At 38.2% G+C, this 13,012-nt stretch carries 9 protein-coding genes; 4 read left to right on the top strand and 5 right to left on the bottom strand.

What is annotated here, in order from left to right; translation table 11 throughout:
• Window positions 1-2: 2 nt before the first annotated feature.
• The 5 genes from F968_RS16100 to F968_RS16080 form a co-directional block, all read right to left on the bottom strand.
• Entirely contained in the window at window positions 3-1,343 is a 1,341-nt protein-coding gene (locus tag F968_RS16100) for a MacA family efflux pump subunit (RefSeq protein ID WP_004794665.1), read from the bottom strand.
• A gap of 107 nt (window positions 1,344-1,450) precedes the next feature.
• Window positions 1,451-2,440, bottom strand: a complete 990-nt coding sequence (gene holA / locus F968_RS16095; protein WP_004794664.1) for a DNA polymerase III subunit delta — start codon at window positions 2,438-2,440, stop codon at window positions 1,451-1,453.
• A gap of 18 nt (window positions 2,441-2,458) precedes the next feature.
• Window positions 2,459-2,968 (bottom strand): LPS-assembly lipoprotein LptE, encoded by a 510-nt coding sequence (gene lptE, locus F968_RS16090; protein WP_004794663.1) that lies wholly within the window; start codon window positions 2,966-2,968, stop codon window positions 2,459-2,461.
• Between the two features lie 27 nt (window positions 2,969-2,995).
• Entirely contained in the window at window positions 2,996-5,620 is a 2,625-nt protein-coding gene (leuS, locus tag F968_RS16085; RefSeq protein WP_004794662.1) for a leucine--tRNA ligase, read from the bottom strand.
• Window positions 5,621-5,807: 187 nt separating this feature from the next.
• Window positions 5,808-6,155 (bottom strand): DUF4124 domain-containing protein, encoded by a 348-nt coding sequence (locus tag F968_RS16080; protein WP_004794661.1) that lies wholly within the window; start codon window positions 6,153-6,155, stop codon window positions 5,808-5,810.
• Window positions 6,156-6,659: 504 nt separating this feature from the next.
• Between F968_RS16080 and F968_RS16075 the strand changes: the two genes are divergently transcribed.
• The 4 genes from F968_RS16075 (at window position 6,660) to F968_RS16060 (ending at window position 12,449) form a co-directional block, all read left to right on the top strand.
• A complete protein-coding gene (locus F968_RS16075; RefSeq protein WP_004794658.1) occupies window positions 6,660-8,384 on the top strand; it encodes an acetolactate synthase 3 large subunit in 1,725 nt (574 codons plus the stop codon).
• The gene (gene ilvN / locus F968_RS16070) at window positions 8,384-8,875 is read left to right on the top strand and encodes an acetolactate synthase small subunit (protein ID WP_001215920.1); all 492 of its coding nucleotides are present in this window, start codon (window positions 8,384-8,386) and stop codon (window positions 8,873-8,875) included. Before F968_RS16075 ends, ilvN begins: the two co-directional genes overlap by 1 nt.
• A gap of 32 nt (window positions 8,876-8,907) precedes the next feature.
• Window positions 8,908-9,924, top strand: a complete 1,017-nt coding sequence (gene ilvC, locus F968_RS16065; protein ID WP_004794656.1) for a ketol-acid reductoisomerase — start codon at window positions 8,908-8,910, stop codon at window positions 9,922-9,924.
• A 470-nt stretch (window positions 9,925-10,394) separates the two neighbouring features.
• The gene (locus tag F968_RS16060; protein ID WP_004794654.1) at window positions 10,395-12,449 is read left to right on the top strand and encodes a bifunctional diguanylate cyclase/phosphodiesterase; all 2,055 of its coding nucleotides are present in this window, start codon (window positions 10,395-10,397) and stop codon (window positions 12,447-12,449) included.
• Window positions 12,450-13,012 lie beyond the last annotated feature (563 nt).

Raw genomic sequence — 13,012 nt, 5'->3', positions numbered from 1 at the left:
GCTTACATTCCCATTGGGCCACTACGGCGACGGTTATTACTACTATTAGCGGATGCAGCAGAAGTATCTGCGCTATCGGCAATGACAACTTGATCACCTTGTTTTAAGCCCGCAAGAACTTGTGCATTTACACGGTTGTTAATGCCAACCAAAATTTGAGTTGGTTTAGTTGTGCCATCAGCTTGTAATACACGTACAACACTTAAGGTTAATTTACCTTGTTCAATTAACTGTTTTTGCTCAGCAGTCAGGTTAAGACGTTCCAGACGAGCTCCATTTCCTTGAGATTTTTTAGCAGCTTCAGGTGTCGAGCTTGCTTTATCAGATGATTGGCCTGATTTTCTTTGACCTGAAAATTGTTTAGAGCTCAGTGCTGATGATGGAACGAGTAGGGCATTTTTAGCTGAGTTTAATACGATATAAACTTGTGCAGTCATATCAATACGTAATTTTCCATCGGTATTTGGCACATCGAATAAGGCATTATAGTAAACAGCTGAACTCGTTGTTGAGCTTGTCGTACTTGTTGATTCGCTAGAAATAGAATCTGGAGCAGGTTCAATCTGGCGTAAAGTCGCGTAACGTTTAGTGTCTTCACCTAAGGTAGTGAAATAAACTTGTTGTCCTTTCTCAACTTTCATAATGTCAGCTTCACTGACTTGGGCCTTAATCGTCATGTTTTGTAGTTTTGCAATTTTGACAATTGTTGGCGCACTTTGATTGGCGTTTACTGTCTGACCTTCTTCAGTCACAATCGCGACAACTGTACCATCTGTTGGAGCAACAATACGTGTATAACCAATATTGGTTTGCGCCGTAGATTTTGTGACTTTTGCAGATTCGATTTGTGCATCTAATGCTTTGATTTGTGCTTGAGCTGTTTTATAGCTTGCCTCAGCCGATTCTAAATCCGCACGTGGTGTTGCATCTTGTGCATACATTTGTTGCTGACGGCGGTATTCAAGTTGTTTTTCATTCAAAGAAGCAACTTGCTGAAGGCGCTGCGCTTCTAAATTTTTAATATTTGCATCAGAGGTTTTTAAACTATTTTCTTGGGTCGTTGAATCAATCTGTGCAATGAGTTGGCCTTGCTTAACCTGATCGCCAAGTTGCACATACATCTTTTTAACCTGACCAGATACCTGTGCACCGACACTAATCAGTTTCGTTGCATCAAGTGTACCCGTTGCGAGTACATTATTTTCAATATCCCCGCGTGTTACCTCAGCAGTAATATATTGTGGCTGCTGCTGTTTTGGCTTGAAAAACTTCCAGGCTAATAGAGCAATAATTACTATACAGACGATGATAATAACAAGTTTGATTGGCTTTATTTTTGGCATGGCGAGAGGTCGAAAAGTTTAAAATTTAATTTAGTATAAAAGCGAAATGAGGATAAAACGTGAATTTTTATGATATTTCAGGAATGAAGAAAAATGATTCAGGCGAATTACTGTATAAATAATGTTTTTCCACATAACTCAGCAATCGCTTGCTGCATTAAATGTTCTGCATTTTCGTTCGACATTCCTTTAATTGCCGCATCGATTTGCAATAGAAGGGTAGACCAGCCTAGGAACTGTTGTGGATTTAGTCTTCTTAATGCTTGTTGATATAAGCTAACTTTTGTTTTCCATATACCGAGCTGTAAGGCATTATGGGGTTGTTCAAACAATTGCATCAACAAGCGCATTTCTTTACTTAAAGTCCATAAAATCAGACTGTCGGGTTCGCCTGCTGCAATTAAATATTGAAAAATCTTAATAGATTGGCCTAGGTTGCCTTCTAATAATGCATCACTTAAATCATAGGTGGTATAGCGTGATTGATCTTGTAGACACGCATATAATTGTTCAATTTGAATGAGTTGTTGGTCTGGAAATGTATCTCTTACACGCATTAAGCTATTTTTAGCTGCAAGCAAATTGTGCTCATGATGTTGCATTAGCCACTGCCAAGCATCATTGTCGAGCTGAATTTCAAGTTTCTCTGCTTCAGCAGATAAAATTCTTTGGCGATCTTGTGGGTAATTTGCCGTGAGGGCAACTACAACCCCATTTGCTTCAACAACTTGGAAAAAAGCAGATTTTAAGCTGCTACTATCTTGTTTGGGTAAAACAATTAATAGCAGGTTATGTTCATTATGTTGTATATAGCTTTTGAGCTGTTTTAAGCCATTCGCATCAGGTTTTATATTGCCGTGTACTTCAATAGCAAGCTGCTGAGAAAATAAAGACAAGCTATTAAGTGCGTTAAAGACATTTTTCCAGTCACTTACACTACTAATATCATAGCGCTGTCTTTCAACTTCTTGTTGTTGCCAGCTTTTTCGAAAGGCATCTAATAAATTTTGTTCTAATAAAGGCTCTTGCCCATGCAAAATCCACGCACCCCGAGCTTCCGGAGTACGTTTTAAGGCTTGTAAATAATCAATTTTCATTGCTAGTAAAAATACAGATTAAGGCTGAGCTTTTGGTAAGCGATTTGCTGAAATCTGACGAGTAATTTGCTGTGCAATATCATCAATTACAATACGTTGTAAGTAACTTTCTTGCTGATTTTCAGTGTTGACTGTTGCCAAGTCATATTGATAACTACGAGATGCGGTTAATGAGCGTGGCTCAGTAATTTTATTACCCTGACGATCTTCAATCTGGAAGGTTACGGTCAAACGTAATAATACTTCAGTTAGTTTTCCATTTAAAAGCTGACGACGTGGTGTGTACTCTAAAACACGAAGTACATAGGCATCATTATCATTGCTGAGTTGAACACCATTTGCAGCTAAATACACTTTTAACTGCGTTTCCAAATCATCAGTTTTAGCCGGTAACTCAAGGCTTAACTTTTTATAAACAAGCGGAGTCGCAGTCGGGTTGGTTCCTTTTAAATGAAATCCACACCCGACTAAGCCTGCACTAAGGCCTAAGGTTAAAACAACAGCGGCTAAACGTTTGGCTAAGTGCATGCTTGATCCTCTCATTAATAACTTTAATTAAACCACGAGGTTAACTAATTTATTTGGAACCACAATTTCTTTTTTTGTTGGTCCGGTTAAGAATTGTTGAACTTCTGGTAGAGCTTTAGCTTGAGCTAATAGATCTTCCTTAGAAATATCAACAGAAACTTCAAGTTTACCGCGAAGTTTACCGTTAACCTGTACAACAATCGTTTGCGTATTACGCGTTAACGCAGAAGCATCAACTTCAGGGAATGTTGCTGCTGTAACATCTGTACCAAATTGGGCCAATAAAGTTTGGCTTAAATGCGGTGCAAATGGTTCAAGTAAAGTTAACAGTGTTGTGATTGCTTCACGTTCTACAGCAATGTCATTGTCATCTTTTGCTTCAAACTTGTTGCTCGCGTTTAACAACTCCATTAAAGCAGCAATCGCAGTATTGAATGCATGACGACGTTCAATATCATCACTTACTTTTTGAATAGTTTCGTGTGTTTTACGACGTAAGTCTTGAGCATCTTTAGATAAATTAGCTGTATCGATTGTAGAAGCTGAGTTGCCTTTTTCAAGGAAGCCAGCTACAAGGCGCCATACACGTTTCAAGAAACGGTTTGCACCTTCAACACCTGCATCAGACCATTCTAAAGATTGATCTGGTGGAGCAGCAAACATCATGAATACACGAGCTGTATCTGCGCCGTATTGATCAATAATCGCTTGTGGGTCAATACCGTTATTTTTCGACTTAGACATTTTTTCTTGTCCGCCGATCACAACTTCTTGGCCGTCACCTGAATATTTTGCAGAAAGAATACGACCTTTCTCATCACGTTCTAATTCAATATCAGCTGGGTTGAACCAAGTTTTCTTACCATTTTCTGCTTCACGATAGAACGTATCTGCAAGTACCATGCCTTGAGTTAACAAGTTGGTAAATGGCTCATTACCTTGTACAACGCCTTCATCACGCATTAATTTGTGGAAGAAACGTGCATAAAGTAAATGAAGAATTGCGTGTTCAACACCACCAATGTATTGGTTTACAGGAAGCCAGTTTTGAGCTGCTTCAGGTTTAACCATACCACCAGTAAAGTCTGGAGATGCATAGCGTGCATAGTACCAAGATGACTCTACGAAGGTATCTAAAGTATCTGTTTCACGACGAGCATCGCCACCACAACAAGGACATTTAGTTTCATAGAATTCAGGCATTTTGTTAAGCGGGTTACCTGAACCATCTGGAACAACGTCTGTTGGTAATACAACTGGAAGCTGGTCTTCTGGAACTGTGACTTGACCACAAGTATCACAGTTAATCATTGGAATTGGACAACCCCAGTAACGTTGACGAGAAACACCCCAGTCGCGTAAACGGAATTGAACTTTAGAGTTTGCTAAAGCTTGTGGTTCTAATTTTGCAAGGAATGCGTCAAACGCAGCTTGGAATTCTAAACCGTCAAACTCACCAGAGTTAACAAGTTTACCCTCTTTAGAACCGTACCATTCTTGCCACTCAGTTGCAGAGTAATCTGCATCGTCAACGCCTTTCGCATCGATTACTTGCTTAATTGACAAGTTAAACTTGTTAGCAAATTCAAAATCACGTTCGTCATGCGCTGGTACAGCCATTACTGCGCCAGAACCATAAGACATTAATACGTAGTTTGCGATCCAGACAGGAAGCTCTTCACCAGTTACAGGATGTTTTACAAACAAGCCTGTTGCCATGCCTTTTTTCTCGGCTGTTGCCAAGTCCGCTTCTGCAACTGAACCCATGCGGCACTCTTCAATGAATGCAGCCAATTCTAGGTTGTTTTCAGCAGCTTTAAGCGCGAGAGGGTGTTCTGCTGCAACAGCAACATATGTCACACCCATTAGCGTGTCGGCACGTGTTGTATAAACAGTTAAACCATCAGCATAGATTTCAGTATTGGCAGATGGGAAAGTAATTTCCATACCAGTAGAGCGACCAATCCAGTTACGTTGCATGGTCAACACTTGTTGAGGCCAGCCATCTTGTAAAGTGTCAAGATCGTCTAATAATTCTTGTGCATAGTCCGTAATACGGAAGTAGTACATTGGAATATCACGTTTCTCAACCAATGCACCTGAGCGCCAGCCACGACCATTTTCAACTTGCTCGTTTGCTAAAACTGTTTGGTCAACCGGATCCCAGTTTACTGTTGAAAGTTTACGGTAGATCAGGCCTTTTTTATAAAGTTGAACAAATAACCATTGTTCCCAGTGATAATACTCTGGTGTACAAGTCGCGAATTCACGATCCCAGTCTACAGACAGGCCTAATTTTTTTAATTGATCACGCATGTAAGCGATGTTTTCAAATGTCCATTTTGCCGGAGCAACTTTATGGGCAATTGCTGCGTTTTCAGCAGGTAAACCGAATGCATCCCAACCCATAGGTTGTAATACAGTTTCACCTTTTAAACGGTAAAAACGGCTAATTACATCGCCAATTGTATAGTTACGCACATGCCCCATATGCAGCTTGCCGCTTGGGTAAGGAAACATTGACAGGATGTAGCGATGTTTACCTTCGACAGTGTCGGCAACTTTAAAGACTTTACGATTTTCCCAATCTTGTTGAACTGATGGTTCAATCGTGTTTGCTTGATATTCGGGGTCAATGTGAGAAATAGTCATAGACGTAAGCTATACAACGAAAATTGAAATGAAAGATTGCTGCACAGCATAGCGCAAAATAACAGGAAATGTCAGTTTTTAGATCAGGATTTTATCTTTTAATATGAGCAATAAACATTTCTCAATCTATTCTTCTTTATTTTAAATAATAGAAGAGTGATGAAAATATTCACCACTCTCATTTTACTTATCGCGCTGTTGTAGCGGATGGGGTAGATGCTATAGGTGGAACAGCTACTGCGGGTGCATTTTTTTCCTGTGCGACGTTAGTTGCCTCTTGCACTACTTTATCTGTTTTATCTTGAGATTGTTGTTCTGGGGAAGGTGTCGAATTTTTTACGGATGATTGGCTGCCGTAAGTTGAAACTTTGTTCAAATGTTTTGCACTCTTAGGTGGTGGAGTCGTGGTGTAGTGGGTGGAGCCATTTTTATCCATCCATTTGTAATATTGCTGTGCCTGACTTTGGCTTGAGTAAACTAAAATCGCTGTTGCAACAGCTGTATATAAGCTTGTTTTTAAATAAGATAAATTCATATCAAATATTCCCCAAAGAAAGCTGGCTATATTTAAATAAAGTTCATAAATAAGCAATTTACAATGCATGGTTTTATATAAAAAGAATAATTATTTTTAATAAATAGAGGGTAGAACTACCAAATTTAAGATTTAAATTTAGATTAAAAAAGAAGCAGCTAAAACTTTTTATGGAAAAACCTTTTCTTTAATCTTGACTTTAGTGAATTAAACAACAAAAATGCTTCCTTTAGTTTTATATGCGATTATTTGATCACCCTTCGAATAACCGTCATGTTTTGTAATAGACATTCTCTCTAGCCGAGAGATTGATTTTACTTAAAGTATGTATATCCAGACATGCTTTATTAATGTTAAAAAAGCTTATACGGCTGAAAAACAGAAATTTTTCTATTGCAACGAAAACTAGACAATATGTGTGCTATAACAGTGCAGACAATTCAATGAATGAAACACTATTTGTGCCTTCCATAAATAGTGATAAAGATTTTAGGGTGAATCACGTTGGAACTTTTATCTGGTGGTGAAATGCTCGTTCGTGCTCTTGCGGACGAAGGCGTTGAACATGTTTTTGGTTATCCAGGCGGCGCTGTATTACATATTTATGATGCGCTATTTCAACAAGACAAAATTAATCATTACCTCGTACGTCATGAACAAGCTGCTGGTCATATGGCAGATGCTTACTCGCGTGCTACAGGTAAGACTGGCGTAGTACTGGTCACTTCTGGACCTGGCGCAACTAATACTGTGACTCCAATTGCAACAGCTTATATGGACTCAATCCCAATGGTGATTTTGTCTGGCCAGGTTGCATCACATCTTATTGGTGAAGACGCTTTCCAAGAAACTGACATGGTGGGTATTTCACGTCCGATCGTGAAACATAGCTTCCAAGTTCGTCACGCAAGCGAAATTCCTGCAATTATCAAAAAAGCATTTTATATCGCTTCAAGTGGTCGCCCTGGCCCTGTTGTAGTCGATATTCCTAAAGATGCGACAAATCCTGCAGAAAAATTTGCATACGAATATCCTGAAAAAGTGAAGATGCGTTCTTATCAGCCACCTTCACGTGGTCATTCTGGTCAAATTCGTAAAGCGATTGATGAGCTTTTAAGTGCAAAACGCCCTGTAATTTATACAGGTGGTGGTGTTGTTCAAGGTAATGCATCAGCATTATTGACTGAGTTGGCTCATTTGTTGGGCTATCCAGTGACAAATACACTTATGGGTCTTGGTGGTTTCCCTGGTAATGATCCACAGTTCGTGGGCATGTTGGGAATGCACGGTACTTATGAAGCAAATATGGCGATGCATAATGCTGACGTCATTCTTGCAATTGGTGCGCGCTTTGATGACCGAGTAACCAATAACCCTGCAAAATTCTGTGTGAATGCAAAAGTTATTCATGTTGATATTGATCCGGCGAGCATTTCAAAAACGATCATGGCGCACATTCCGATTGTAGGGGCGGTTGAGCCTGTACTTCAGGAAATGTTGACGCAATTGAAACAATTGAATGTGTCTAAGCCTAACCCAGAAGCAATTGCTGCATGGTGGGATCAAATTAATGAATGGCGTAAAGTTCATGGCTTGAAGTATGAAACACCTGCTGATGGCACGATGAAGCCACAGCAAGTTGTTGAAGCTTTATATAAAGCGACTAATGGCGATGCCATTATTACTTCGGATGTGGGTCAACACCAAATGTTTGGCGCGTTGTATTACAAGTACAAACGTCCACGTCAATGGATTAACTCAGGCGGATTAGGCACCATGGGCGTAGGTTTACCTTATGCAATGGCAGCTAAGTTAGCTTTCCCAGATCAACAGGTAGTTTGTATTACCGGTGAAGCTTCAATTCAGATGTGTATTCAAGAGCTTTCAACTTGTAAGCAATACGGTATGAATGTGAAGATCTTGTGCTTGAATAACCGTGCTTTAGGTATGGTTAAACAATGGCAAGATATGAACTATGAAGGTCGTCATTCAAGCTCATACGTTGAATCATTACCTGATTTTGGCAAATTGATGGAAGCTTATGGTCATGTGGGTATTCAGATTGATCATGCTGATGAACTAGAGTCAAAGCTTGCTGAAGCAATGGCGATTAATGATAAATGTGTATTCATTAATGTCATGGTTGATCGTACAGAACATGTTTATCCAATGCTGATCGCAGGTCAGTCAATGAAGGATATGTGGTTAGGGAAAGGGGAGCGTACATAATGAGACATATTATTTCTGTACTCGTTGAAAACGAAGCTGGTGCGCTTTCTCGTTTGGTAGGTTTATTCAGTCAACGTAACTATAACATTGAGACGTTGAATGTAGCCCCGACCGAAGACCCAACTTTATCGCGTTTGACGTTAACCACTTATGGTGATGATCATAAGATTGAACAAATTACAAAGCAGCTCAACAAGCTTGTTGAAGTTGTAAAAGTAGTAGATTTATCAGAAGGTTCACACATTGAGCGTGAACTGATGTTGATTAAAGTAAAAGCGTTGGGTGCTTCACGTGCTGAAATTAAGCGAACAGCGGATATTTTCCGTGCGCAAATTGTCGACGTGACACCAACTACCTATACCATTCAAATAGCAGGGACAACTGAAAAATTAGATGGTTTTATCGATGCGCTTGCAGAAAACACTATTCTAGAAGTCGTTCGTTCAGGTGTATCTGGTATCGCCCGTGGCGAAAAAGTATTAGCCATTTAATTTTTTAAAAAGTATTTTAGCGGAGAACACAAATGCAAATTTTTTACGATAAAGACTGTGACTTATCAATCATCCAAGGCAAGAAAGTAGCAATTGTTGGTTACGGTTCTCAAGGTCATGCTCATGCACTTAACCTTAAAGACTCAGGCGTAGACGTAACTGTAGGTTTACGTGCTGGTTCAGCTTCTTGGAAGAAAGCTGAAAATGCTGGTCTTAAAGTTGCAGAAGTGCCTGCTGCTGTTAAGCAAGCTGACCTCGTAATGATTTTGACTCCAGATGAATTCCAATCACAACTTTACCGTGACGTGATTGAGCCGAACATCAAAGAAGGTGCAACTCTTGCATTTGCTCATGGTTTCTCAATTCTTTATAACCAAGTTGTCCCACGTAAAGATTTAGATGTAATCATGGTTGCTCCTAAAGCACCTGGTCACACAGTTCGCTCTGAATACCAACGTGGTTCAGGTGTTCCTGACCTAATCGCAATTCACCAAGATGCTTCTGGTAATGCACGTAACGTTGCTCTTTCTTATGCTTCAGGCGTAGGTGGCGGCCGTACTGGTATTATCGAAACTTCATTCCGTGAAGAAACTGAAACTGACTTATTCGGTGAGCAAGCAGTTCTTTGTGGTGGTGCAGTTGAACTCGTGAAAATGGGCTTCGAAACTTTAGTTGAAGCTGGTTATGCTCCAGAAATGGCTTACTTCGAATGTTTACACGAACTTAAATTGATTGTTGACTTGATGTTTGAAGGCGGTATCGCTGACATGAACTACTCAGTATCTAACAATGCTGAGTATGGTGAATATGTAACTGGTACTGAAGTAATTAACGAACAGTCTCGTGAAGCAATGCGTAATGCGTTGAAACGTATTCAATCTGGTGAATACGCGAAGATGTTCATTCAAGAGGGTGCATTAAACTACCCATCTATGACTGCTCGTCGTCGTCAAAATGCTGCACATGGTATTGAAGTAACTGGTAATAAGTTACGTGCGATGATGCCTTGGATTCAAGCGAACAAAATCGTAGACAAAGAGAAAAACTAAGTTTTTTCTTTAGCTTGACACGTGCGTTAGCGAAGTAAGACTTCGCTCTTGCACTCGGGCAGAGCGGTGCTCTGCTAGTCCTCGTTCATACCTTGGATTCAAGCAAACAAAATCGTAGACAAAGAAAAGAACTAATTTTCTTTTTCTAAAGCTTCAAAAGAACCCTGCTTAGTAGCAGGGTTCTTTTTTATACTGTTTTTATTTGAATGTGAAAAAGTGCGATTAGGTCAACTTGACCAGATTAAAGAAATTCTATATTTTTCATATAATTGGCTGCTTAATTTTTAGTTACTCTATTGATTTATAAAGTAAAAAATACTTGACCAAAATATAGATAATGTTATTGTTTATAACTGACTAAAAACGTCAAATTTACTAAAATTTTTTTAACATGTTTAATTTTTAATTGTATTTTGGGCAATGAGTTGAACAAAATAAAAAAAAGTATTGAATAATCATGGAAGTCCACTATGGGTCATGTTGATTACGATAGCACATTGATCGTCGGCTCTTTTTTTGCAGCTGGCTTCATTTGCTATCTTGTGATTTCCATGGAGCAATTAATATTCAAACAAGTCTATAAAAAATTTGAGTCCTTAATTCTATTCATCAATGGCTTATTGCTCGCATCAGCAATTAGTATTGTTCATATTATTGGTATACAAGCTTATCATCTGTCTGAAACAGTTAACTCGAATATTCCTTTGATTACTGTTTCATTTGCTATTAGTGCTTTGCTATCGTGCATTGCCTTGTGGTTGACTTCGCGTTTTACACTCCCTTTATTCCGGCTTATTTTAAGCTCTATTATTATGGGAATTGGAATTTCAGCTTCATATTACATAAATATGTTGGGCTGGAGTATTAATATCTATAAAAAAGATTACACCTCTTTCTTGCTATTATTTTCTATATTAATTGCGATGAGTGGCTCAGGGCTGGCGTTTTTATTAGCCTATAAATTAAAAGATAATGAACGTTACCGCCTAACTTTAAAAATCGCATTTTCGGTTATGATGACCTTAAGTATTATGGGAATGCACTATACGGCGCTCATTGCGACGAATATCACTGATAAATTTATTAGCCAATATCAGGCAGAACATGACTTATTATTATTTACGATTATTTTAGTCACGTGTCTGGTGCTTGTGGCAAGTTTTATTGTCGCGATGTTAGAGCAACGGCTCACCCAACAGAATTTAGAGTTACGTAAGGCGAATAAAGAATTAGCTAACTTATCTATACTGGATAATTTAACCAAACTACCCAATCGTCTTTACTTGGTTGATTATGCAGAAGTATTGCTCTCAGATCATCGATATAAAGATCAGAAAATTGCTTTTTTATATATCGATTTAGACCGTTTTAAATCGGTGAATGATGCGTTTGGGCATCATGTGGGTGATCAATTACTTATTCAAATGGCAAACCGTTTACATTGGCAACTCAATGAAAAATGTAAATTGCTTAGAATCGGTGGCGATGAATTTTTGCTTATTGCAGAAAATACAAATGCAGATGAAGCGGTGATTTTGGCTGAGAAGGTTTTACAGCTGATTCAGGAAAGCTATCAAATCTCTGGCAAGGAAATTAATATTTCTGCAAGTTTGGGTGTGGCACTCTTTCCCGAGCATGGACAAAATGTTCAGGACTTACTCATGAATGCTGATGCTGCCATGCTCATGTCTAAAGAACAAGGTCGAAATACATATACAATCTTTAGTTACTCAACCCATCAGCAAGAAACAAGAAGTCAGTCAAAACTGATCAATGATCTTTATAAAGCCGTAGAAGAAAAACAGTTCATCTTATATTACCAACCAAAATTTAATACGAATCTTGAAGTCTGTGGAGTTGAAGCCTTAATCCGTTGGAATCACCCAGCCTTAGGAATACTTACTCCGCATATGTTCATTGAAGGTGCGGAAAAAACGGGTTTAATCATTCCAATGGGGTATTGGGCACTGGAGCAAGCTTGCCTACAAATTCAAGCGTGGGAACGCAGTAATACACCGTTTTATCCAGTTGCAGTGAACCTGTCGGCATTACAGTTTGAAAATAAAAAATTATTTAGTACGCTCGAAGCATTGTTAAAAAAATATCAAATTCAACCTCATCACTTAATTGTTGAAATTACAGAATCTACGGCAATGCGTCATATCGACTTGAGTATCCGAGCTTGTGAGCGGTTACGTGATATGGGAATTCGTGTTGCTATTGATGATTTTGGAACAGGGCATTCGAGCTTCTTATATTTAAAAGATTTGCCTGTAGACGAATTGAAAATTGACCGTGGCTTTATTGTTGATTTAAAACCAGGTTCAAAAGAAGAAGTTATCCTGGAAAGTATTATTCATTTAGCTAAAAAGCTAGGTTTAACGGTAACGGCAGAAGGGGTGGAAACTCAGCAGCAGGTTGAGATTTTGACCCGTTTAGGATGTCAGCAATTTCAGGGTTATCTATTGGGAATGCCTGTTCAGGTTGATCAACTTATTGAGTCTCAAGGTGCTAATTTCGTTTAACCTTTTATATATTAATTTCCTTTAATTTATTTTGTTAATTTTCAAACTTTCATGCTAAGCAGTGACTGATCAAGCTAGGTCTATTCTTTTAAAATGATACGCTTAAAGAAGATACGTGCATATTCAGTTACAAATAAAAGATAATATATAGTTTAAGAGAGTTTCTTCTTCTATGCTCATTTAAATAGGATTGTATAGTTGATAATTTTTGAAATTGAAAAGCTTTAACCCGAAGCCTAGCAAGTTGTAGTGTGCTATTGAAAGTGTTTGTTAATAGAATTTATATAATAATTTATTAGTATATTTAAATAAAATATATCATTATTGAGAATTGCTTTAATGAATAAGTAACTGGAGCTAGAAAAATATTATAAAATTTTCTTATTGATTTTATTAAGTTTATAAAATAATTAGACTAAAAATAGAGAGTGCTAATTAAAATTAAAGTGAAATACTTTTTTAAAGAATAAGATCATTAAATTTATAGGATTGTAGAAAATGAGTGAATTGGGTTTAACTTGGTGGAGTGGGAGTTTATTCTCCACCAAAATTAAGATTATTGT

This window comes from Acinetobacter sp. NIPH 817, assembly GCF_000368405.1.
Taxonomy (GTDB): domain Bacteria; phylum Pseudomonadota; class Gammaproteobacteria; order Pseudomonadales; family Moraxellaceae; genus Acinetobacter.
Note: the sequence above shows the minus strand (reverse complement) of the source record. Positions and strands in the feature narration are given on the sequence as shown.